Raw genomic sequence first — 23,268 nt, forward strand, 5'->3', positions numbered from 1 at the left:
TCGAGATGGGCACGCCCGTCCTTCGACAGAAAACCACCGCGAATCATGCACCCAGCAGAATCGCTCGCGGGACGATCGTCAACGCCATTTCTTCGGGGGTTCGGGGAGTCGGGGTATTACTGATATCGGCAATCTTCGACGCCTTCCGCAGTCGTTCTCGAGCCGAATTAAGTAAACTGTCCCCGCATTTCCGGCGCCCGATCCGCGTCTGCCACCACCAAGGAAATCAACCCTTTGCACGAATTTCACCCCGCTCTGTCCACACCCCTCCCACGCTGCCGCACAATGGTCGCAGCTGAAGGAGGACGGACGACGTGGGTGGTGCGGTACGGAACGGGCGGAAGCTGAGGAGCATGATTGCGGTGCTCGGCTCGATGGCGGCCAAGGCCGACATCGCCGCCGGCCGCGCCTTTCCGGTGCGCTGGTTGGTGCTCTTCTTCCTGCGCATCGCCGAGCGCATCGTGCAGGCCCATGTCGCCAAGGGGCTGCAGGTCGAGCTGGCGGAGATCGTGGCCGAGCTCACGCCCGTCGCCGGTCCCGGCGACGCCAGCCCCGCCGATGCCGTCCTGCTCGCCTGGCGCCTCCGCTGGTATGCGACCGTGCTCGTCGCGCTGCTCGGCCGGCTCGGCGGCATCGACTGCCGGATTACCGGCCGCGACCATGCGCCCGACCGGGCCGCCTGCCGAGACGGCAGGCTTGCCTGCGGCGGCGGCGCGCGTCTTGCCATGGCCGGCGGCGCCATGTCAGGCTTCCCGCTGCCGCCGTTCCACGACACGTCCTGACGTTGCCGCGCCGCTGCACCGAACATCTCCCGGGTCCGACTGGCCGGGCGGCAGAGCCGCCTCCCGGCGCGCCGGCGCTGGCGGAAATGCGGGGACAATTCACCGAATTCGGGGCCGCGCCCGTCGGGACACCCGCGCCCGTCGCCCGAATTCGGTAAACTGTCCCCGCATTTCCCAGCTTTCCAAAATTCCATGCAAGCCGCATGGCTGCGCATGATCCGGCAAGTTTTGCGCGGACCGGCGGAACCTCGCGCGGACCGCGCCGTTGTCAGGCACGAACAAGTCGAACAGGCAACGGAGAGAAAGACATGGAAGACGCGGGCGTGGGCTGGATCGCAGCCATCATCATCGGCGGCATCGCCGGCTGGCTGGCCGAAAAGTTCATGAAGAGTAGCATGGGCCTGCTCATGAACATCATCCTCGGCATCGTCGGCGCCATCGTCGCCAATGCCCTGCTCAGTGTCTTCGGCATCGCGCTCGGGGGCACCTGGATCGGCTATCTGATCGCGGGCTTCATCGGCGCCTGCATCCTCATCGCCATCGCGCGCATGTTCAGGCGCTGACGCTCCAGTCACCTATGCAGGATTGGCCGCCGTGGCATTCGCCCGGCGGCCTTTCGTTTTGTGCCCGGAAGGCCTAGATAAACATTGGCGCCGGACAGGACCGGTCGCCCGAAGGACGACCGGGAGCACTATGGTCACCGTCATCGACACGATCGCGCGTCCGCGCGCCCGCCATCCCGAGAAGGCCCACCGGCCCGACCAGGAGGTGCTGCGCAAGCCGGAGTGGATCCGGGTCCGGGCGCCGGTCTCGAAAGGCTATTCCGAGACGCGCGAGATCGTGCGCTCGCACAAGCTGGTCACCGTGTGCGAGGAGGCGGGCTGCCCCAACATCGGCGAATGCTGGGACAAGAAGCACGCCACCTTCATGATCATGGGCGACATCTGCACCCGCGCCTGCGCCTTCTGCAACGTCGCGACCGGCCGCCCCGAGGCGCTGGACCGCGCAGAACCGGAGAGCGTGGCCAAGGCCGTGCGGCAGATGGGACTGAACCATGTCGTCATCACCTCGGTCGATCGCGACGACCTCGACGATGGCGGCGCGCAGCACTTCGCCGACGTCATCCGTGCCATCCGCGCCCTGTCGCCGGGCACCACCATCGAGATCCTGACGCCCGATTTCCTGCGCAAGGACGGCGCGCTGGAGGTGGTGGTGGCGGCGAGGCCCGACGTCTTCAACCACAATCTGGAGACCGTGCCGTCGAACTATCTGACGGTGCGCCCCGGTGCGCGCTACTTCCACTCGATCCGGCTGCTGCAGCGGGTGAAGGAGCTCGATCCGGGCATGTTCACCAAGTCCGGCATCATGGTGGGGCTGGGCGAGGAGCGCAACGAGGTGCTGCAGCTGATGGACGACCTGCGCGTCGCCGACGTCGACTTCCTGACCATCGGGCAATATCTGCAGCCGACGAAGAAGCATCATCCGGTGAAGGCCTTCGTGACGCCCGACGAATTCCGGTCCTACGAGACGGTGGCCTACACCAAGGGCTTCCTGATGGTGTCGGCCTCGCCGCTGACGCGCTCGTCGCATCACGCGGGCGAGGATTTCGCCCGGCTGAAGGCCGCGCGCGACCGGAAGCTCGCCGTCACGGCCTGACAGAAACGCCGCTGATCGAAGCCCATGCCGAAATACGAGACCGTCCACCCCGTCCGCCACGCGCCGGAGCGCATGTATGCCCTGGTGATGGACGTCGAGCGCTATCCGCAGTTCGTGCCGATGTGCGAGGCGCTGAGCGTTCGCTCGCGCAAGGAGCGCGAGGGTGTCGAAGTGCTCGTGGCCGACATGACGGTGGGCTACAAGGCGATCCGCGAGACCTTCACCAGCCAGGTCGTGGCGCGCGAGGCCGAACTTGCCATCGACGTGAAGTATCTCGACGGCCCGTTCCGCTATCTCGAGAACCGCTGGCGCTTCGAGCCTGACGGGACGGGCGGCACGAAGATCCATTTCTTCATCGAGTACGAGTTCAAGAGCCGCGTGCTCGGCGCGCTGATGGGCGCAATGTTCGACCGCGCCTTCCGGCTCTTTGCCGGCGCCTTCGAGAAGCGGGCCGACGCCGTCTACGGCGCGCCCGCGGGCGGCCTCACGGATGCGTCAGCTTCGCGAGCATGAGATCGAGCGCGACGCGCACCGTCTGCTGGCGGACGTGATCGCGGCTGCGGGCTTCGAACAGCCGCTGCACCGCAACCGTCTCGGCACCGCGGGCGGCGAGGCCGAACCAGACCAGCCCGACCGGCTTTTCATCCGAGCCGCCGCCCGGCCCGGCGATGCCGGTGACGGCGATGGCGATCGTGGCCCGCGACCGTTCGAGAGCGCCCGCCGCCATCTCGCGCGCGGTTTCGGGCGAGACGGCGCCGTGTGCGGCGAGGGTGGTAGCGGAAACGCCGAGCATCTCCGTCTTCGCCTCGTTGGAATAGGTGACGAAGCCCCGGTCGACGACGATGGAGGAGCCGGCGATGTCGGTCAGCGCGGCCGAGATGAGGCCGCCGGTGCAGGATTCGGCGGTGGCGATCAGCACGCCTTCGGCAGCGCAGGCCTCGATCAGGGCACGGGCGAGATCGGTGTACGGGCTCATGCTGGCAGGTCTCCGGGAAAGACGACGGTGGCAGTGGCGATGGCGGCGATGCCCTCGCGGCGGCCGACGAAGCCGAGCTTCTCGTTGGTGGTGGCCTTGACGGAGATCCGGTCCGGCGCGATCCCCAGCATGGCGGCCATCGCCGCGACCATCGCGGGCCGGTGCGGCCCGACCTTCGGCGCCTCGCAGATCAGCGTGACGTCGGCATTGGCGATGCGGCCGCCGCGCCCGCGCACGATGCCGGCCGCGTGCTCGACGAAGAGCCGCGAGGCCGCGCCTTTCCACTGCGGGTCGGACGGCGGGAAGTGGACACCGATGTCGCCCGCCCCGCAGGTGGCGAGCAGGGCATCGGTCAGGGCATGCAGGCCGACATCGGCGTCGGAATGGCCGTTGAGCCGGGCCTCGTGCGGGATGGCGACGCCGCAGAGCGTGACGTGGTCGCCGGGCTCGAAGGAATGCACGTCGTAGCCGTTGCCGGTGCGCACGTCGGGAAAGGACGGCGCCGTGCGCGAGAGTTTGTCGTCGGCCATGGCGATCTCCCTGGCATAGGTGAGCTTGACATTGTCGGGCGAGCCGTCGACCAGCCGCACCGCAATGCCGGCCCATTCGGCGATGGCGGAATCGTCGGTGAAGTCCTCGCGGCCCTCGGCGGCTGCGCGCCGGTGCGCGTCGAGGATCGGCGCGAAGCGGAAGCCTTGCGGGGTCTGGGCGGCGAACAGGCCGGCGCGCGGCACCGTGTCTTCGACGTGGCCGTCGGCGCCGCGCTTCAGCGTGTCGGATACCGGCAGGGCCGGCAGGACGCCGGGATCGGTAACGAGGCCGGCAAGCACGCGGTCGACCAGCGCGGCGTCGACGAAGGGGCGCACGCCGTCATGGATCAGGACGCTGCCCGGCGCATCCTGCGCCAGCGCCTCGAGTGCGAGCCGGGTGGAGGCCTGGCGCGTGGCGCCGCCGAAGACGATGCGCAGCCGCGGGTCGCGCGCCGGGAGAGCGGCGTCGAGCAGCGCCTCGTCGTCGCGGTGGATCGCAACGACGATGGTGCCGATGCCCGGGTGGGCGAGGAAGGCGTCTATCGTGCGGCGGATGACCGGCAGCCCGCCGATCGGCCGGTACTGCTTGGGCCCTTCGGCCTGGCCGGCACGCTCGCCGCGTCCCGCCGCGACGATCACGGCGGCCGTTCCGCACTGGATTGGGTGGCTTGTGGGCATAGCCGACGATCGCTCCGCTGGGACGGTCCCGATCTAGCGAGACGGCTTAACCGTTGCCAGCGTTTTTGTGCTAGCAGCGCCCAGTCGCCGAATTATGCGTTGCAACCGCAACCGGACATGTCTAGTGAATAAGCAAAGCAGATATCTGCGCGGTTTTTGTGCATGTGTGACCTTCGTAGGCTAGCCGAACCTTTGACGATCGGCCGGGCCGTCCTTCGCAACCGGGTCTTCCTGGCGCCGCTCTCGGGCATCACCGACAGTGCGTTCCGCAGCCGTGCTTTCGCGCATGGCGCCGGCATGGTCGTGTCGGAGATGGTGGCGAGCGGCGAGCTGGCGCGTGGACGCCTGGACTCGGTGCGCCGCATCGAGCGCGCCGGCGACCAGATCCACATCGTCCAGCTCGCTGGCCGCGAGGCGCGGTGGATGGCGGAAGGCGCGCGGATTGCGGCTGGCGAAGGCGCCGACGTCGTCGACATCAACATGGGCTGCCCCGCCAAGAAGGTCACGGGCGGCTATTGCGGCTCGGCGCTGATGCGCGACCTCGACCTGGCGCAGTCGCTGATCGAGGCGGTCGTCGAAGCCGTCGACGTGCCGGTGACGGTCAAGATGCGTCTCGGCTGGGACGATACGGAACTGGTCGCACCCGAGCTCGCGCGCCGCGCCGAAGCGGCCGGCGTGGCGATGGTGACGGTGCACGGCCGCACGCGCTGCCAGTTCTACAAGGGCGAGGCCGACTGGCGGGCCGTTGCCGCGGTGAAGCAGGCGGTGTCGATCCCCGTCGTCGTCAATGGCGACATCAGGGATGCGGCCGGCGCCGTCGGGGCGCTGGCGCAGTCCGGTGCCGACGCCGTGATGATCGGCCGCGCCCATTGCGGCGCGCCGTGGACGGCGGGCACCATCGCTGCGGAGGCGGCCGGGCTGACGGCGCCGGGCGTGCCGGGGACGCCCGAGGCCGTCGCCGACTATGCCGTCGCCCATTACGAGGACATGCTTTCGCTTTACGGCACCGGGCCGGGCCTGCGCCATTCGCGCAAGCATCTCGGCTGGTACCTGGAGCGGCACGCCCCGGAGGTCGCCGACGAGCACCGGCTCGCCGTGATGACCTCCACCGATCCCAAGACAGTCATCCAACAGCTGCGCGCGGCGCTGGTCGAAGGGACCGGCGCCCACGCCATGAGGAAAGCCGCATGAGCGCCAGTCCACTGCCAAAGCCGCCGGTCTTCGACCCGGCGCAGATCGTGCTCAACACGATCAGACACCCGGTCATCATGGTCGACCATGACGGCCGGCTGACCTATGCCAATGCCGATGCGGAAGTGTTCTTCCGCTCCAGCGCCGTCATCCTGTCGCGCAACACGATCGGCCATTTCGTGCCCTTCGGCAGCCCGCTGCTCACACTGATCGACCAGGTGCGGGAGCGGCAGTCGCCGGTCAACGAATACCGCGTCGACATCTCCTCGCCGCGGCTCGGCCCCGACAAGCTGGTGGACATCTACGTCGCCCCGGTGCCGGAGCTGCCGGGTTCGGTGGTCATCATGCTTCAGGAGCGCTCGATGGCCGACAAGATCGACCGCCAGATGACGCACCGGGGTGCTGCGCGTTCCGTGACGGGGCTGGCCGCGATGCTGGCGCACGAGATCAAGAACCCGCTGTCGGGCATCCGCGGCGCGGCCCAGCTGCTGGAGAGCGTCGTCTCCGACGAGGACAGATCGCTCACCCGGCTGATCACCGACGAGACCGACCGCATCGTCTCCCTGGTCGACCGCATGGAGGTGTTTTCCGACGAGCGGCCGATCGACCGCACGCCGGTCAACATCCACGTCGTGCTCGACCACGTGAAGGCGATCGCGCGCAACGGCTTCGCGCACGGCATCCGCATCATCGAGGACTACGACCCGTCGCTGCCGCCGGTCTATGCCAACCGGGACCAGCTGGTGCAGGTCTTCCTCAACTTGGTGAAGAACGCGGCGGAAGCCATCGCCGGCGATCCGTCGGGCGAGATCACGCTGTCGACGGCATTCCGGCCGGGAATCCGGCTCTCGGTGCCGGGAACGCAGGATCGCGTGTCGCTGCCGCTGCAGTTCATCGTCCATGACAATGGCGGCGGCGTGCCCGAGGACATCCGGCCGATCCTGTTCGATCCCTTCATCACCACCAAGCCGAACGGTTCGGGCCTCGGCCTGGCGCTGGTGGCCAAGATCGTCGGCGAGCATGGCGGTGTCATCGAGTGCGAATCCTCGCCGCGCGGCACGAGCTTCCGCATCCTGATGCCGGCCTGGAAGGAAGACTACGCCGCGCCGGCCGGCGGACTGGAAGGAGCCCACCGATGAACCGTGGCAGCATTCTGGTCGCGGACGACGACGCCGCGATCCGCACCGTGCTCAACCAGGCGCTGTCGCGCGTCGGCCACGACGTACGCGTCACCTCCAACGCGGCCACGCTGTGGCGCTGGGTGGCGGCGGGCGAGGGGGATCTCGTCATCACCGACGTGGTGATGCCCGACGAGAACGCCTTCGACATGCTGCCGCGCATCAAGAAGGCGCGGCCGAACCTGCCCGTCATCGTGATGAGCGCGCAGAACACCTTCATGACCGCGATCCGCGCGTCGGAAAAGGGCGCCTATGAATATCTGCCCAAGCCCTTCGATCTCACCGAACTGCTCAACATCGTCAATCGGGCGCTGGCCGAGCCGAAGAAGCCCACGGTCGAGCATCGAACGGAAGAGCAGCTGGAATCGATGCCGCTCGTCGGCCGCTCGGCCGCCATGCAGGACATCTACCGCATGCTGGCGCGCATGATGCAGACCGACCTGACGGTGATGATCTCGGGCGAATCGGGCACCGGCAAGGAACTGGTGGCGCGCGCGCTCCACGAATACGGCCGGCGCCGCAACGGTCCCTTCGTGGCCATCAACATGGCCGCGATCCCGCGCGACCTGATCGAATCGGAACTGTTCGGCCACGAGAAGGGCGCCTTCACCGGGGCGCAGAACCGCTCCAGCGGACGCTTCGAGCAGGCAGAGGGCGGCACGCTGTTCCTCGACGAGATCGGCGACATGCCGATGGAGGCTCAGACGCGGCTGCTGCGCGTGCTGCAGCAGGGCGAATACACCACCGTCGGCGGCCGGACGCCGATCCGCACCGACGTGCGCATCGTCGCGGCGACCAACAAGGACCTGCGCACGCTCATCAATCAGGGGATGTTCCGCGAGGATCTGTTCTACCGGCTGAACGTCGTGCCGCTGCGCCTGCCGGCGCTGCGCGAGCGCTCCGAGGACGTGCCGGACCTGGTGCGGCACTTCTTCAAGCTGGGCGAGGCCGAGGGACTGCAGTCGAAGCGGATCTCCACCGCCGGGCTCGACCTGATGAAGCGCTATCCCTGGCCGGGCAACGTGCGCGAACTGGAGAACCTGGTGCGCCGGCTGGCCGCGCTCTATCCGCAGGACGAGATCTCGGCCGAGGTGATCGAGAACGAATTGCAGACGGCCGGCCGCTCGCCGTCTTCGCCCGAGAATTCGCTGGTGCCGGAAAACCTGACCATCGGACAGGCGGTGGAGCACTATCTGCAGCGCTACTTCACCTCCTTCGGTGAGGAATTGCCGCCGTCTGGGCTCTACCAGCGCATCCTCGCCGAGGTGGAATACCCGCTGGTGCTGGCCTCGATGACGGCGACGCGGGGCAACCAGATCCGGGCCGCCGAGCTGCTCGGACTGAACCGCAACACGCTGCGCAAGAAGATCCGCGAACTGGGCGTAAACGTCTACCGCACCTCGCGCGGCTCCTGACCAAAGGTCCGACGCGGCGGCGCCACGCTTGTGCCGTCGCCATTTTGTTGCAGAATAGCCACAATGCGTTGCAAGTATGCAACGGGAATGGTGGCGAATCGCAGCGCAATGACAGCACGCACCGAGTTACTCGATGGCCTCGGACTGAGCGAGCCGGAGACACCCTACGAGGGGCGGCGGCTCGCCGCTCTCCCGGGGGTCGTCGCGGTCGTTGCCGCGCTCGTGTGCGCGACGGTCTCCTTCGTCATCCTGGTCGGGCTTGGTCCCATCTCGCCCACGAACGAGGTGATGCTGGGGCTGATCGCGATCAACGTCGCGCTCATCCTGCTGCTGTGCTTCCTGATCGGGCGCGAGGTGCACCAGATCTTCCAGGCGCGGCGGCGCGGCAAGGCGGCCTCGCGGCTGCATGTGCGCATCGTCGGCCTCTTCTCGGCCATCGCCGCCGTTCCCGCGATCATCATCGCGGTGGTGGCGTCGATCACCCTCGACATCGGCCTCGACCGCTGGTTCGAGCTGAAGACCAAGGCGATCGTCAGCTCCTCGCTCTCGATCGCGGAGGCCTACGTCCAGGAGAACGCCCGCAACCTGCAGGGCACCAGCCTTTCCATGGCGATCGACCTCGACCAGCGCCGCACGCTCTACGGGCTCGACCGGACCGGCTTCCAGCAGGTGCTGACGCAGCAGGCCGTCGGACGGGCGCTCGCCCATGCCGCGCTGGTGCGCCTCGACGGCACGGTGATCATGCAGGCCGAAACGCGCGCCGACTTCCCGCTGCCGGCACCCCCGGCAGGCGCGCTTCGCGATGCCGCCGACGGCACGCCGGTGCTGATCGAGCCGCGCACCCGCAACATAGTCGGCGCGATCATCCGGCTGCGCGACATCGAGGACGCCTATCTCTACACGCTGCGCCTGGTCGATCCGGAGGTGATCCGGGCGCGCCAGATCGTCCAGGTGAACGCGGACGACTACACCGACCTGGAGACCAGCCGCACCACCGTGCAGATCGCGTTTGCGGTGATTTATCTCGGCCTGACGCTGATCATCGTGCTGTCGGCGATCTGGACGGGCATTGCGGTGGCCGACCGGCTGGTGCGGCCGATCCGGCGGCTGATCGGCGCGGCCGACGAGGTGGCGACGGGCAATCTCGACGTCGCCGTGCCGGTGCGCAATTCGGACGGCGACGTCGCCTCGCTCTCCGACACCTTCAACAAGATGCTGCTGCAGCTGAAGTCGCAGCGCAACGAGATCCTGTCGGCCAAGGACCAGATCGACGAGCGGCGCCGCTTCTCCGAGGCCGTGCTGGCCAGCGTCAGCGCCGGCATCGTCGGCGTCGACGCGGACGGCGTGATCACCATCGTCAACCGCTCGGCCGAGACCATGCTGTCGATCGAAGCCAACCAGTCAGAAGGCGAGAAGCTGTCGGCCGTGCTGCCGCATTTCGGCCGCGTGTTCGAGATCGCGCGGTCGTCGGAACGCCCCGTCTACCGCGAGCAGGTGGTCTTCATGCGGCGCGGCGTCGAGCGGACCTTCAACGTGCAGGTGACGATCGAGGAGGGGAAGGGCGAATCGGAGCTGCCGTCCTATGTCGTGACGATCGACGACATCACCGACCTCGTGCAGGCGCAGCGCTCGTCGGCCTGGGCCGACGTCGCGCGCCGCATCGCGCACGAGATCAAGAACCCGCTGACGCCGATCCAGCTGTCGGCCGAGCGCATCCGCCGCCGCTACGGCAAGGTGATCACCGAGGATCGCGAGGTCTTCGACCAGTGCACGGAGACCATCATCCGGCAGGTCGGCGACATCGGCCGGATGGTCGACGAATTTTCGGCCTTCGCCCGCATGCCGAAGCCGACGCTCGAGGTGATGGACCTGCGCGAGGCGCTGCGCGAGGCCTCGTTCCTGGTCGAGGTCTCGAAGGCGGAGATCGAGTTCCGCCGCGACTTCGGCGCGATGCCGCTGAAGGGCCGCTTCGACAGCCGGCTGATGAGCCAGGCCTTCGGCAACCTGATCAAGAACGCAGCCGAGGCGATCGAATCGGCCGAGCGGACCGACGATGTCCGCGGTGTGATCGAGATCGAGGCGCATTGCGACGGGGGTTGGATCACCGTCGACATCAAGGACAACGGCAAGGGCCTGCCGGCGGAGAACCGCCAGCGGCTGCTCGAGCCCTACATGACCACCCGCGCCAAGGGCACCGGCCTCGGCCTCGCCATCGTCAAGAAGATCGTCGAGGAGCATGGCGGCCGCATCGAACTCCACGACGCGCCCGCCGGGTTCTATGGCGGCCGCGGCGCGATGATCCGCGTTGTGCTGCCCTCCACGGCTGCCGACGACGTGCTGGCTGGTGCCGGCGGAGACGACGAAAGACAAGAAAAGCAAGAAGAGCAGGTGAACCATGGCGTCTGACATTCTCGTCGTCGACGATGAGGAGGACATCCGCGAACTCGTCGCCGGTATCCTGAGCGACGAAGGCCACGAGACCCGCACGGCCTTCGACAGCGACAGCGCGCTCGCGGCGATCGCAGATCGGGTGCCCCGCCTGATCCTCCTCGACATCTGGCTGCAGGGCTCGCGCATGGACGGCCTGGCGCTGCTGGACGAGATCAAGACCATCCACCCGCACGTGCCGGTGGTGATGATCTCGGGCCACGGCACGATCGAGACCGCGGTGTCGGCGCTGCGGCGCGGCGCCTACGACTTCATCGAGAAGCCGTTCAAGGCCGACCGGCTGCTCCTGATCTGCGACCGCGCGCTGGAGACCTCGAAACTGAAGCGCGAGGTGACGGAGCTCAAGAAGCGCACCGCCGACACCTTCGACCTCATCGGCAATTCGGGAGCGATGAACCATCTGCGCCAGACGATCGAGCGGATCGCGCCGACCAACAGCCGGGTGATGATCATCGGGCCGTCCGGCTCCGGCAAGGAATCGGCGGCGCGTGCGATGCACGCGATCTCGGCGCGAAAGGAGGGTCCCTTCGTGTCGATCAACGCCGCCTCGATCACGCCCGACCGGATGGAGATCGAGCTCTTCGGCACCGAGCCCAACGGCTCGGAGCGCAAGGTCGGCGCGCTGGAGGAGGCCCATCGCGGCACGCTCTACCTCGACGAGGTGGCCGACATGCCGCGCGAGACCCAGAACAAGATCATGCGCGTGCTCGTCGACCAGCAGTTCGAGCGGGTGGGCGGTGCCAAGCGCGTCAAGGTGGACGTCCGGATCATCTCCTCGACCGCGCAGAACCTCGAGGCGATGATCGCCGAGGGCCGCTTCCGCGAGGACCTCTACCACCGCCTTGCCGTGGTGCCCGTGCTGGTGCCGCCGCTGTCGGAACGGCGCGAGGACATTCCCTATCTCGTCGACCACTTCATGAAGCAGATCGTGCGGCAGTCCGGTATCAAGAACCGGCGCATCGGCGACGACGTGCTGGCGGTGCTGCAGGCGCACAACTGGCCGGGCAACGTGCGGCAGCTTCGCAACAATGTCGAGCGGCTGATGATTCTCTCGCGCGGCGACAATGTCGATTCGCCGATCACCGCCGACCTCCTGCCGGCTGAGATCGGCGACGTGATGCCGCGCGCGCCCAGCCAGTCCGACCAGCACATCATGGCGCTGCCGCTGCGCGAGGCCCGGGAACTCTTCGAGAAGGAATATCTGATCGCGCAGATCAATCGCTTCGGCGGCAACATCTCGCGCACGGCCGAGTTCATTGGTATGGAACGATCCGCCCTGCACAGGAAGCTGAAGTCGCTCGGCGTTTAGCGGCGCGGATCGGAGCCAGTCATGCGTGTCATCATTTGCGGTGCCGGCCAGGTCGGCTACGGCATCGCCGAACGCCTCGCGGCGGAGCAGAACGACGTCTCCGTCATCGACACGTCGCCGGAACTGATCCGCACCATCCGCGACCAGCTCGACGTGCGCGGCTTCGTCGGCCACGGTGCCCATCCGGACGTGCTGGAACTGGCGGGCGCGCAGCAGGCGGACATGTTCATCGCCGTCACCCTCTATGACGAGGTGAACATGACGGCCTGCCAGGTGGCGCATTCGCTGTTCAACATCCCCACCAAGATCGCGCGCATCCGCGCCCAGTCCTATCTCCAGCCGCACTACCAGAACCTGTTCTCGCGCGAGAACCTGCCGATCGACGTGATCATCTCGCCCGAGATCGAGGTGGGCGAGATGGTGCTGCGCCGCATCGCGCTTCCCGGCGCCACCGATGTCGTGCGCTTTGCCGACGACAAGGTGGCGATGGTGGCGATCGAGTGCCTGGAGGAGTGCCCGGTCATCAACACGCCGCTGTCGCAGCTCTCCGACCTGTTCCCGGACCTGCCGTCGACCGTTGTGGGCGTGTGGCGCAACAACCGCCTGTTCATCCCGCATTCGGCCGACCAGCTGGTGGCGGGCGATCTGGCCTACGTGGTCACCACCAAGGACCAGGTGCGGCGCACGCTCGGCCTGTTCGGCCACGAGGAGACGGAGGCGCTGCGCATTGTCATCGGCGGCGGCGGCAATATCGGGCTCTACGTGGCCAAGGCGCTGGAGGCGCGGCAGTCGCGCACCAAAGTCAAGATCATCGAGGATACGCGCGAGCGCGCCATCGCCATCGCCGACAAGCTGCGCCGGACGGTGGTGCTGCACGGCAGCGCGCTCGACCAGAAGCTGCTGCTGGAGGCCGACATCCAGGACGCCGACCTGATGGTGGCGCTGACCAACAACGACCAGGTGAACATCCTGTCGAGCGTCATGGCCAAGCGGCTGGGCTGCAAGTCGAACCTGGCGCTGATCAACAACCCGACCTATCACGACTTCACCCGCACGCTCGGCATCGACGCCCATGTGAACCCGCGTTCGGTGACCATCAGCCGCGTGCTGCAGCACGTGCGCCGCGGCCGCATCCGCGCCGTCCACAGCGTCCAGCGCGGTACCGCCGAGATCATCGAGGCCGAGGCGCTGGAGACTTCGCCGCTGGTCGGCTCGCCGCTGCGCGACCTGAACCTGCCCGACGGCATGCGGCTCGGCATGATCTATCGCGACGGCACCGCCATCAAGCCGAACGGCGCCACGCTGATCCGCCCGAAGGACCGCGTCATCATCTTTGCCATGGACTCGGCCGTGCGCCAGGTGGAGCAGATGTTCCGGGTCAGCCTCGAATTCTTCTGATCAACCCGGCCGATCCGCGCCTGCGCGGCGGCCATGAAGCCTTGCGGGGAACCGATGCCGCGTATCACCTATGTCAACGGCCGCTATCTGCGCCACCCCGATGCCTCGGTGCATGTCGAGGACCGCGGCTACCAGTTCGCCGACGGCGTCTACGAGGTCTGCGAGGTGAAGCAGGGCTTCGTGGTCGACATGACGCGCCATCTCGACCGCCTCGACCGTTCGCTGCGCGAACTGTCGATCTCCTGGCCGATGCACCGCAAGGCGCTCGAACTGGTGATCCGCGAGGTGGTGCGCCGCAACGGCGTGCGCAACGGCCTCGTCTATCTCCAGGTGACGCGCGGCGTGGCGCCGCGCGACTTCCTGTTCCCGCAGGCGGTGGCGCCGGCGCTCGTGATCACGGCGCGCAAGGCCGACCCCGCCCAGGCGACGAAGCGCGCCGAGGCCGGCATCAAGGTGATCACCGTGCCCGAGAACCGCTGGGACCGCGTCGACATCAAAACCGTCGGCCTCCTGCCCAACGTGCTGGCCAAGCAGGCGGCGAAGGCTGCGGGCGCGCAGGAGGCCTGGTTCGTAGACGTCGACGGCACCGTGAAGGAGGGCGGGTCGTCGAACGCCTGGATCGTCACCAGGGACGGCTACCTCGTCACCCGGCCGGCCGAGCACGGCATCTTGCGCGGCATCACCCGCACGACGCTGTTCGAGGTGGCGGCGTCGCTCGGCCTGACCGTCGAGGAACGCGGCTTCACGGTGGCGGAGGCGAAGGCGGCGCGCGAGGCCTTCATCAGCTCGGCGACGACCATCGCCATGCCGGTGGTGGAGATCGACGGCGCACCCGTCGCCAACGGCCACCCCGGCAGCGTGGTGCTTTCCTTGCGGGCGGCTTTTTTTGACATTGCGGAAAAATGCCAAGCCTGATAACCGCTTGTGACTAGGGGAATGTTGCGCAGGTGAGCGCACACATTTCGGAGGCGGATCATTTCCGTGCGCTTGGATCGCGTGTCGTTGTTTGGGCGCCGTCGTGCACGGTTTTCGGGGAACGGCGGAAGATAAGAAAAATGGCGGAACGGTCGCAGAACCTTCAGGACTTGTTTCTCAATTCGGTCCGGAAGAGCAAGAATCCTCTCACGATATTTCTGATCAACGGCGTCAAGCTGACGGGAGTTGTCACCTCTTTCGACAATTTCTGCGTCCTCCTGCGCCGCGACGGGCACTCGCAGCTCGTCTACAAGCACGCCATCTCCACCATCATGCCGAGCCAGCCGGTTCAGATGTTCGATGGTGAAGATGCCGGCCGGGATAGCTGATTGGACGCAACGAGCCCGGGCGGGCGCCAGCAGGGGGCGAAGGATCGGCAGGCCGACGGCCAGCCGAAAACCGTTGCCACGCGCGCCATCATCATCGTTCCGGTCCTGCCGCGCTTCCATCGCGACGATGACGAGAACACCGGTCGGCCGCGGCTGACGCGGTCTCCCGAGGCACGCCACGACGAGGCCGTCGGGCTCGCCCGCGCCATCGACCTCGATCCGGTCCACACCGAGATCGTGACCGTCAACGACCCGCGTCCGGCGACCCTGATCGGTACAGGCAAGATCGAGGAACTGGCCGAACGGATCAAGGAGACGGGGGCTGCGCTGGTCGTCGTCGACCATCCGCTGACGCCGGTGCAGCAGCGCAACCTCGAAAAGGGCCTGAACGCCAAGGTGCTCGACCGCACCGGCATCATCCTCGAGATCTTCGGCGAGCGCGCCCGCACCAAGGAAGGCACGCTGCAGGTCGAACTTGCGCATCTCAACTACCAGAAGGGCCGGCTCGTGCGCAGCTGGACCCATCTCGAGCGCCAGCGCGGCGGGGCGGGCTTCCTCGGCGGCCCCGGCGAGACGCAGATCGAGGCCGACCGCCGCATCCTGCAGGACAAGATCACGAAGCTGAAGCGCGAGCTGGAGACGGTGAAGCGCACCCGCGAGCTGCACCGCTCGAAGCGAAAGAAGGTGCCGTTCCCGGTGGTGGCGATCGTCGGCTACACCAATGCCGGCAAGTCGACCCTGTTCAACCGGCTGACCGGCGCCGACGTCCTCGCCGAGAACATGCTGTTTGCCACGCTCGACCCGACGCTGCGCCGCGTGAAGCTGCCGCACGGCACCATCGTCATCCTCTCCGACACGGTGGGCTTCATCTCCGACCTGCCGACGCATCTGGTCGCGGCCTTCCGGGCGACGCTGGAGGAGGTGGTCGAAGCCGACCTCGTCATCCACCTGCGCGACATCTCCGACCCCGACACGGCCGCCCAGGCGGAAGACGTCGAGCGGATTCTCGCCGACCTCGGCGTCGAGGTCTCGCCGGGCGGCAAGGTCATCGAGGTCTGGAACAAGGTCGACCGGCTCGACGCCGACACGCGCGAGCGGCTGGTGCTCTCCGGCGGCGCGGCCGACGGCACGCCGGCCCCCATCGTCGTCTCGGCGATCACCGGCGAGGGCGTCGACGCCCTGCTGCGCCAGGTCGAAAACCGCCTCTCCGGCGACCTCGCCGAACTCACCGTCCACCTGACGCCGGACCGCATGAACCTGATCGACTGGCTCTACCGCAACGCCGACGTGCTGTCCCGCGAGGATCTCGAGGACGGCGGCATGGAACTCAGGCTGCGCGTGACGCGGGCGATGCGCGACGAGGTCGAGGAGCGGTTGAGCGGAAGGTGAGGGGCTGTCGACCGGGCAGGGACGTCGGCTCCCGACCCTTACTCTGTCGTTCCAGCGTCTCGGACGGCTTTTCAAAGGCCGTCGTTCCCAGCGCGTCCGATCATGGCATGATCGGGGCCGACTGCCGTTAGGGTAGTTATAGCGTTTCGAAACGGAAACCGGACAGTCTTTCCCTGAGCGGTCGGGCTGCGAGGGAACCCGGGGCGGCAACAACATCTCTTACCGGGCTAATCCGGCACGCGCGGGAGCCTCGTTGCGCACGATCGCTCCGTCCTCGAGGGTGACGATCTTGTCGGCGAGTTCGAGAATGCGCGGATCGTGGGTGACCATGACCGTGGTCGTGCCGCGAAACCGGCCGAGATCCTTCAGCAGGGTGACGGCGGCATGGCCGCTCGCCTTGTCCAGCGCGGCGGTGGGTTCGTCAGCAAAGACCACCTCCGGATTGGAGACGAGCGCGCGTGCGATGGCGACACGCTGCTTCTGTCCGCCCGAGAGATTGGCAGGCAGGTAATCCATGCGCTTGCCCAGACCGAGTGTCTCGAGGAGATGGCTGACCGATCGCCGGTGATGTTCCGGCGCGCCGCGACCATGCACCTGCAGCCCCATCAACACGTTCTGCCGGGCGGTCAGGCTGTCGTGCAGATTGTGGGCCTGGAAGACGAAGCCGAGCCGGCGACGCAAGGCGATCTGCGTCTCCTCGTCGGCACCGTTCAGTTCGGTACCCAGCAACCGCACGCTTCCTGACTGAACGTCGCGAAGACAGCCCATCAGGGTGAGAAGCGTCGTTTTGCCTGATCCGGAGGGGCCCATCAGCACCGTCAGCGAACCCCGCTCCACCTGGAGGTCGATGCCGAACAGCACCTGCTTTCCGGCTTCGCCCTCACCGAACGTGTGTTCGAGACCCGACATGGTTATGGGCGCGGCATCCATGAATGGCCCCTAGAAGAGATCGGCGGGATCGGCGGCCCTGAGCTTGCGGATCGCCATCAGGCCGGAAAGGGAACAGGCCACGACGGTTCCGACGAAGACGGCGAGAGCGCGCTCGGTGGTCATGGAGATCGGGATGTTGGTCAGGTGCGCGAGCGTCACGTAGAACAGCTGCGAGAAGAGTAGGCCGGGCCAGAAGCCGATCGCGGCAAGGATCAACGCCTCTTCGAGAATGACCCCCACGAAGAAGCGCATCCGGTAGCCCATGGCCTTGAACGTGGCATATTCGCGGATGTGGTCAGCGACATCGGTTGCCAGCACCTGATAGGCGATGACGATGCCGACGATGAGGCCGATGCCTACGCCGAAAGCGAAGATCAGACCCGTCGGCCGTTCGGTCATCTGGTAACGCTGTTCCTCGGCCAGCGCGGCGGCGAGCGGGCGAACGCGCACGGAATCGTCGGGAAAGAGCTGGGCGAGCTCCGCGGCGACCCTTTCGCCATTTGCTCCTGCGCGCAGTTCCAGCAGGATGTGGTTGGGCGCAGCCGAGCTTCGCTGCGGGAAGAGGCGAAAGAACGTCTGGTCGGACACCAGGAACACGCCGTCGCCCCCGAAGCCGCCCCCGATCGAGACCGATCCGATCGCCTGAAGCTGGCGGTTCTGCATTTCGAACGTGAGGGGAGCCTCCGGGCTGACGCTTTCGAAGATCCGCATATCGATGAACCGCGTTCTCAGATCCACCAGGGCCGTATCTTCCAGTGCAAGGCTGGCCATCGGCTCCGAGAGATCCGGCCGGACGAAGCCTTCGTCCTCCGGGCTCAGCGCGATGAACTGGATGGACGAGGACGTCTGCTGGCCCGACAGCCATTTCGCCTGTCCGAGGTGAATTGCCGTGCCTCCCGTCACATCGGGGTGCGCCAGCGCCCGGATCATCCACTGGCGAGGTATCTTCGAGGCATCAGAGAGTGTCTCCGCGCCGCTTGCCGAGATCATGAGGAGATCCGGGCGAAAGAGTTTGTAGGGCGTGGCGACGGATTCGAGCATCGAGCCGGCAAGGCCAAGCTGCACGAAGACCAGCACGTTCGCGAAGGCGACACCGGCGAGCGCCGCCATCAGGCGTCCCGGATTGTGGGTCAGCTGCAGGAAACCGATCGGCAGCCGGCCGAGAAGCTTCGTGAGAATGGTCGTCACTTGCCATCCCCACCGTTGGAGTCGCCGCTGGCGACGGCGATGCGGGCAACGACTTCCAGGCCGGCAAGGCGCGCGGTACGGACGCTGGAGGGTTCGTCGAGCTCGACGATCACGCGGACCACCCGCGCATCCGTGTTCGCCGCCGGGTCGTCGTCCGTGACGCTCTGCCGGCCGACGATCGTGCCGATTCTCGCGACATAGCCAAGGAGCGGCGCATCGCCCGTCACATCGGAGACGATGAATACGGGCTGCCCAATCTCGACACGGGGGACGTTCGACTGGAACACCTCGAGTTCCGCTTCCATCCGCCCGATATCGCCCATCCGCAACAGTCCCGATTGCGGCAGCCGCTCCCCCTCGCGCACCGCCACGTCGATGATCACCCCGTCGCGGGGAGCATGAATGCGGGCACGGTCGAGATCGCGGCGCGCACGTTCCAGAGCCGCTGCGGCGGAGGACAGGTCCGCTTCGGCAACGCCGATATCCACCGGCACGCCATCCGGTCCGGGTCGGTAGCGCATGAGCGATGCCTCCAGCCGCGTCACATCGGCTCGCGCGGCATCGGCGCGCGACTGGGCTTCGTCTCGGGAAGCTTCTGACGCGGTGCCCCGCCCCAGAAGGCTGTTCACGCGTGCCAGTGCCGAATCGGCGAGGGCGAGCGAGGCGCGCGCGCTCTCCAGGCTCGCGCGGGTCTCGGCTTCCGCCGAAGCGACCTGCACCTTCTTCTGGGCCAGGATCGCACGAGCGGAGCTGGCGTTGTTCTCCGCCGTCATTGCTGCCGCCTCGAACTGGATGATGCTGTCGAGGACGGCCAGCAGGTCGCCTGCCTTGACCGTGTCGCCCTCCGAAACCAGGAGCTGTCTGACGCGCGCATCGCCGGAACCGAAGGGGGCTCCGACGATGACGATCCCGCCACGCGGTCGCAATTCGCCGAGCGCCAGCACGTCGCCGCTCTCGATCCGGGCGACCCGCTCGGGCGACGGCGTCCGGTCGACAGGCTCTGCTATCGGTTGCCGGGCGCCTGCTCCGGGTTCCAGGGCGGTCAGGTCGAAGAAGGCTCGCACCCAGGGGCCCTGGAAATACAGGCCGACCACCGCACCGGCGAGGACGAGTGCGATCGCAACCGCGACGCGGAGAAGGAGAGCCGGGGAACGTGCGCGTATGCCCGCTCCCGACCCCTTTCCGTTTTCAAGGAGCGGAAGCGTTGCGGTCTCTGGCTGCCCGGCAGCTGGTTCCGTTGATGTCGTCACGGCCTCGCCTGTCATCGTCCTTTGTCGACAAGTACGCCTTGCAGGAAATCAAAAGCCGACCTCAGACAGTTCAGCCGGCGTCACCGCCCCGTCCTTGTTCGCGTCCAGGCGGGAGAACGCGGTATCGTATCGACGGTTCTTCTTGATGAGGCCGGCGCGACCCAGATTGGACGCGGCGCTCAGGTCGATGAATGTAATGAACTCGCTCTTGCTCAGCGCATTGTCCGAATTCGCGTCGGCCAGCTGGAAATTCGCGGCTGCCTTATCCTGATCGGTCTCCGCGGCATGCGCATGGTGCGTCGCCGTCACGACGGCCAGTCCCGCAGCCAGAGACAAGGCGACATTGCGGAATGCGAAGGTTTTCGACATCTGACGTTCCTCTTTGGATCTGTTCCGTGGGTCGACGTCCTGTCTCCCAACCGGGGGGAACATGCGCGCCCTATGTTTCGGCGGAATTGCCGAAAAGGCCCAAGTCGTGTCGCCCTGTTGCGAAGGGGTCGAATTGTAGCAGTTTGATACAAATTCTTTTGCCCAGCCGCTGACGATCCATGCGAGTTTGCCCGGCATGAAGGACAGACCGAGCCGAATTGTCGTCGTCGACGACGACCCAGAACTGCGGGCGCTGCTGCGCCGCTACCTCTCCGGGCATGGATTCGATACGCGGGAGGCCGATGGTGGCCGCGCCCTCGACCGGGAGCTGTCACGCGCTCCCGCCGACGCGATCGTTCTGGATCTGATGATGCCGGGAGAGGACGGCCTTGCCATCTGCCGCCGGCTGAGGGCGGCGGGCGACCTGACGCCGATCGTCATGCTCACGGCGCGCGGCGATCCGATCGACAGGATCATCGGGCTCGAAACCGGCGCGGACGACTATCTGCCGAAGCCGTTCGAGCCGCGGGAACTGGTTGCGCGACTGGCCGCCGTGCTGCGGCGGATGCGAGCGGGCGGGCCGGCTGGCTCAGCCGACATGGTTCGCGCCGGACCTCTCGACATCGACCTGTCTGCCATGACGGTGACGCGCGACGGACTGGCTCTGAGACTGACGAGCCGCGAGTTCGCGCTGCTGGCGGCTCTCGCGCGGGGCGGCGGCCGCCCTCTCAGCCGCGTGCAGCTCATCGAGAGGGCCTTTGGCCGGGATGCCGACGTCAATGACCGGGCGATCGATGTCCAGATCGCGCGGCTGCGCAAGGCCATCGGCGATCCAGGCGACAATCCGGAGCTGATCAAGACTGTATGGGGTGTGGGCTATGTCCTCGCGGTCCGTCATGATTAAGACCTTCCACATGCAGACCCTGGCGGTCATGCTGGGAACCAACATCGCCGCGCTTCTGCTTTCCCTCGTGCTGGTCAGCGTCATCGTCCTCCGGCCCGCTGCCGAGATCGGCGCCAACATCACCGCAGACATCCTGAACGCGCTTGCGCGCTCGCTCGATCGCCTCGATTCCACCGAACAGGTGATGGTCCTTCAGATCCTCGACGAACGGGAGTATCTGAGCGTCAAGGTTGCCAGCACCCCGCCCGAGAATGTCGACAGCGCGCCCAGCCTGTTCGGCCGCTTCTTCCTGCAGGCTTTGATGCAGCAGCCCGGAGCCTCCGCCGTCCCCGAATGGCGGCTGGACGATCAGGATCGCTTCTGGATGCGGCTGCCCACCAACGATCCTCCCGTCTGGGTCTCGATCCGCACGCGTCGTATCGCCGATCCGGTCCGGGGCCTTCTGGCCATATTCGCGGTCGCCGTGCTGGCGGCTGTCGTGGGTGGCATCGCGCTGCAGCGTCGCGTGGCGAGACCCCTCACACTTCTCGAGCAGCAGGTCGACCGGATGGAGAACGTGGAAAACCTTCCGGTCCTCGAAGAAACCGGGCCGCGGGAGATCGCCGCCGTGTCTCGTGCGCTCAACAGGATGACGCAGCGCATCCGCCAGGCTGAAGCGGACAGGGCAATCATGCTCGCAGGCGTCAGCCACGACCTCCGGACTCCCCTGACCAAGCTTCGCCTGTCGCTGGCCATGCTGGACGACGTCGATCCGGATCTGGTCGGGGGCGCCCGGCGGCAGGTGGACCGGATCGAAGCCATGCTCGTGCAGTTCTTCGATCACGCGCGCGGCTTCGAGGACGAGCCGGAGCGGCTCGCGCGCATCGGAGAAATCTTACGGTCCGCTCTGGACATGGCCGGTGCGACGGGCCGCGTGGAAACATCGTTCCGCGAGGATCTGGAGGTCACCGTCAAGAAGGATGCGCTGGTCCGGGCGATCGGAAACCTCCTGGGCAACGCTTTCGTCCACGGCGCACTGCCGGTCCGCGTGTCGGCGGACATCGACGGTGGTGACCTCGTCCTCGCGGTGAGCGATGGCGGATCCGGCATGGATCCTGCGGATGCCGAAGCGCTGGTGCGCCCTTTCGCGCGGGGAAATTCGGCCCGCACCGGAGACGGCGCCGGCCTCGGCCTCGCCATCGCCGATCAGGTGGCAAGGGCCCACGGCGGATCGCTCCGCTTTGCCCGCTCGCCGAACGGCTTCACGGCGACCATTCGCATACCCGGTCCGACGGCGTCGCAAGACACATGAGTTGAACTTTCACGAACGTCGGGTTTTGGACGATCTTCGATCACGAGGAGACGTCCGGACCGGTGGGCGTTGCCGTCGAAGCTCGTGAAGCAGATGGAAGGCCGCTTTGATAGGGTAGCCACCCAACCCGCGACTCCGGTTCCCACACAAAGTCCCGCCGCGGCGCAAAGAACCGGTTCTGGTGGCTTCACCGGGATCTCTCCCTATCCCTCCACCCCCTTCGCCCGCTGCCACAGCGCTTCCATCTCCTCCAGCGTCACCTCGCCGAGCCTCCTGCCGCTGGCCGCGAGTTCCCGTTCGATGAAGTGGAAGCGCCTGCGGAACTTGGCGTTGGTGCCCTGGAGCGCGGTCTCCGCCTCGACGTCGACGTGGCGGCCGAAATTGACGAGCGCGAAGAGGACGTCGCCGAACTCGTCGGACATGGCCGCCTTGTCGCCTTCGGCGATGGCCTGGCGCAGTTCGGCGATCTCCTCCTCGATCTTGTCGAGGATGGGTGCTGCCTCCTTCCAGTCGAAGCCGACCTTGGCCGCCCGGTCCTGCAGCTTGCGGGCGCGCACGAGCGCGGGGAGGGCGACGGGGACGCTGTCCAGGAAGCCGTGGCCGTGGTCCTCGGCGGGCAGGCCGCGGGCGGTGCGGGCAGCGCGCTTCTGCGCCTTCTCCTCGGCCTTGATCGCGTCCCACATGCCCTTCGCGGAACCGGCGGCGCGCGCCTCGGCATCCCCGAAGACGTGCGGGTGGCGGCGGATCATCTTCTTCGTGATAGCCTCGACGACGTCGCCGAAGGCGAAGTCGCCGGCCTCCTCTGCCATGCGGGCATGGTAGACGACCAGGAGCAGGAGGTCGCCCAGTTCGTCACGCAGATCGTCCATGTCGCCGCGCTCGATCGCGTCGGCGACCTCGTAGGCCTCCTCCAGCGTGTAGGGCGCGATGCTGGCGAAATCCTGCTCGAGATCCCAGGGGCATCCCGTGACGGGGGTGCGCAGGGCGGCCATGATCTCGATGAGGCGGGAAATGTCCTTGGCGGGAAGCATGGTCGAGCCTATCGCCGCGCCGGTCGCCGGCCAACCGCGCATCTTCGCCGG

At 67.1% G+C, this 23,268-nt stretch carries 22 protein-coding genes; 15 read left to right on the forward strand and 7 right to left on the reverse strand.

The window, feature by feature from the left end; genetic code table 11:
- Positions 1–353: 353 nt before the first annotated feature.
- The 4 genes from N1F91_RS26545 to N1F91_RS26560 all read left to right on the forward strand — a co-directional run bounded on the left by N1F91_RS26545 (position 354) and on the right by N1F91_RS26560 (position 2,951).
- Positions 354–782 carry a hypothetical protein gene (locus N1F91_RS26545; protein ID WP_289996643.1) on the forward strand — a complete coding sequence of 143 codons (429 nt, stop codon included), beginning with the start codon at positions 354–356 and terminating at the stop codon, positions 780–782.
- Positions 783–1,090: 308 nt separating this feature from the next.
- Entirely contained in the window at positions 1,091–1,345 is a 255-nt protein-coding gene (locus N1F91_RS26550; RefSeq protein WP_289996646.1) for a GlsB/YeaQ/YmgE family stress response membrane protein, read from the forward strand.
- 130 nt (positions 1,346–1,475) lie between these two features.
- Positions 1,476–2,438, forward strand: a complete 963-nt coding sequence (gene lipA / locus N1F91_RS26555) for a lipoyl synthase (protein ID WP_289996647.1) — start codon at positions 1,476–1,478, stop codon at positions 2,436–2,438.
- A gap of 24 nt (positions 2,439–2,462) precedes the next feature.
- Positions 2,463–2,951, forward strand: coding sequence for a type II toxin-antitoxin system RatA family toxin (locus N1F91_RS26560; protein ID WP_289996649.1), 489 nt, complete (start codon positions 2,463–2,465; stop codon positions 2,949–2,951).
- Here the strand turns inward: N1F91_RS26560 and N1F91_RS26565 are convergent.
- Complete coding sequence (locus N1F91_RS26565; protein ID WP_289996651.1) at positions 2,923–3,414, reverse strand: CinA family protein; 492 nt, start codon at positions 3,412–3,414, stop codon at positions 2,923–2,925. The two genes, N1F91_RS26560 and N1F91_RS26565, sit on opposite strands and share 29 nt — an antisense overlap.
- Positions 3,411–4,622, reverse strand: a complete 1,212-nt coding sequence (locus tag N1F91_RS26570) for a bifunctional 2-C-methyl-D-erythritol 4-phosphate cytidylyltransferase/2-C-methyl-D-erythritol 2,4-cyclodiphosphate synthase (protein WP_289996653.1) — start codon at positions 4,620–4,622, stop codon at positions 3,411–3,413. Before N1F91_RS26570 ends, N1F91_RS26565 begins: the two co-directional genes overlap by 4 nt.
- A 162-nt stretch (positions 4,623–4,784) precedes the next feature.
- Here N1F91_RS26570 and dusB point away from each other — a divergent pair, with 162 nt between their 5' ends.
- The 9 genes from dusB to hflX all read left to right on the forward strand — a co-directional run bounded on the left by dusB (position 4,785) and on the right by hflX (position 16,254).
- Positions 4,785–5,813: a tRNA dihydrouridine synthase DusB gene (dusB, locus tag N1F91_RS26575; RefSeq protein ID WP_289996655.1), complete on the forward strand. Its 1,029-nt coding sequence runs from the start codon at positions 4,785–4,787 to the stop codon at positions 5,811–5,813.
- The gene (locus tag N1F91_RS26580) at positions 5,810–6,952 is read left to right on the forward strand and encodes a nitrogen regulation protein NR(II) (RefSeq protein ID WP_289996656.1); all 1,143 of its coding nucleotides are present in this window, start codon (positions 5,810–5,812) and stop codon (positions 6,950–6,952) included. Before dusB ends, N1F91_RS26580 begins: the two co-directional genes overlap by 4 nt.
- Positions 6,949–8,406 (forward strand): nitrogen regulation protein NR(I), encoded by a 1,458-nt coding sequence (gene ntrC / locus N1F91_RS26585; RefSeq protein ID WP_289996657.1) that lies wholly within the window; start codon positions 6,949–6,951, stop codon positions 8,404–8,406. Before N1F91_RS26580 ends, ntrC begins: the two co-directional genes overlap by 4 nt.
- 108 nt (positions 8,407–8,514) lie before the next feature.
- On the forward strand, positions 8,515–10,812 hold the full coding sequence (locus N1F91_RS26590; protein ID WP_289996658.1) for a PAS domain-containing sensor histidine kinase: 2,298 nt from the start codon (positions 8,515–8,517) through the stop codon (positions 10,810–10,812).
- Positions 10,802–12,163 (forward strand): sigma-54 dependent transcriptional regulator, encoded by a 1,362-nt coding sequence (locus tag N1F91_RS26595; protein WP_289996659.1) that lies wholly within the window; start codon positions 10,802–10,804, stop codon positions 12,161–12,163. Before N1F91_RS26590 ends, N1F91_RS26595 begins: the two co-directional genes overlap by 11 nt.
- Before the next feature lie 21 nt (positions 12,164–12,184).
- Positions 12,185–13,561 carry a Trk system potassium transporter TrkA gene (trkA, locus tag N1F91_RS26600; RefSeq protein ID WP_289996661.1) on the forward strand — a complete coding sequence of 459 codons (1,377 nt, stop codon included), beginning with the start codon at positions 12,185–12,187 and terminating at the stop codon, positions 13,559–13,561.
- A gap of 54 nt (positions 13,562–13,615) precedes the next feature.
- Entirely contained in the window at positions 13,616–14,476 is an 861-nt protein-coding gene (locus N1F91_RS26605; RefSeq protein WP_289996664.1) for a D-amino-acid transaminase, read from the forward strand.
- A 140-nt stretch (positions 14,477–14,616) separates the two neighbouring features.
- Positions 14,617–14,865: an RNA chaperone Hfq gene (gene hfq, locus N1F91_RS26610; protein ID WP_126700298.1), complete on the forward strand. Its 249-nt coding sequence runs from the start codon at positions 14,617–14,619 to the stop codon at positions 14,863–14,865.
- A 105-nt stretch (positions 14,866–14,970) separates the two neighbouring features.
- Positions 14,971–16,254: a GTPase HflX gene (gene hflX, locus N1F91_RS26615; protein WP_289996702.1), complete on the forward strand. Its 1,284-nt coding sequence runs from the start codon at positions 14,971–14,973 to the stop codon at positions 16,252–16,254.
- Between the two features lie 219 nt (positions 16,255–16,473).
- Here hflX and N1F91_RS26620 read toward each other — a convergent pair whose 3' ends face one another.
- Genes N1F91_RS26620 through N1F91_RS26635 form a run of 4 tightly spaced genes read right to left on the reverse strand, consistent with a single transcriptional unit; the run spans position 16,474 to position 19,991 of the window.
- Positions 16,474–17,184: an ATP-binding cassette domain-containing protein gene (locus tag N1F91_RS26620; protein WP_289996666.1), complete on the reverse strand. Its 711-nt coding sequence runs from the start codon at positions 17,182–17,184 to the stop codon at positions 16,474–16,476.
- A 9-nt stretch (positions 17,185–17,193) separates the two neighbouring features.
- Positions 17,194–18,372, reverse strand: coding sequence for an FtsX-like permease family protein (locus N1F91_RS26625; RefSeq protein WP_289996668.1), 1,179 nt, complete (start codon positions 18,370–18,372; stop codon positions 17,194–17,196).
- Complete coding sequence (locus N1F91_RS26630; RefSeq protein ID WP_289996670.1) at positions 18,369–19,637, reverse strand: efflux RND transporter periplasmic adaptor subunit; 1,269 nt, start codon at positions 19,635–19,637, stop codon at positions 18,369–18,371. The genes N1F91_RS26625 and N1F91_RS26630 overlap by 4 nt, the downstream gene beginning before the upstream one ends.
- A 33-nt stretch (positions 19,638–19,670) precedes the next feature.
- A complete protein-coding gene (locus tag N1F91_RS26635; protein ID WP_289996671.1) occupies positions 19,671–19,991 on the reverse strand; it encodes a hypothetical protein in 321 nt (106 codons plus the stop codon).
- Between the two features lie 196 nt (positions 19,992–20,187).
- On the opposite strand from N1F91_RS26635, the gene N1F91_RS26640 reads away from it, so the two are divergent.
- Together N1F91_RS26640 and N1F91_RS26645 are read left to right on the forward strand one after the other, a co-directional pair.
- Entirely contained in the window at positions 20,188–20,895 is a 708-nt protein-coding gene (locus N1F91_RS26640; protein WP_289996672.1) for a response regulator, read from the forward strand.
- Positions 20,888–22,186, forward strand: a complete 1,299-nt coding sequence (locus tag N1F91_RS26645; RefSeq protein WP_289996675.1) for an ATP-binding protein — start codon at positions 20,888–20,890, stop codon at positions 22,184–22,186. Before N1F91_RS26640 ends, N1F91_RS26645 begins: the two co-directional genes overlap by 8 nt.
- Positions 22,187–22,389: 203 nt before the next feature.
- Here N1F91_RS26645 and mazG read toward each other — a convergent pair whose 3' ends face one another.
- A complete protein-coding gene (gene mazG, locus N1F91_RS26650) occupies positions 22,390–23,217 on the reverse strand; it encodes a nucleoside triphosphate pyrophosphohydrolase (protein ID WP_289996676.1) in 828 nt (275 codons plus the stop codon).
- Positions 23,218–23,268 lie beyond the last annotated feature (51 nt).

Origin of the sequence: Aquibium sp. ELW1220, assembly GCF_030398385.1 — a bacterium.
In the GTDB taxonomy this organism is placed as follows: domain Bacteria; phylum Pseudomonadota; class Alphaproteobacteria; order Rhizobiales; family Rhizobiaceae; genus Aquibium.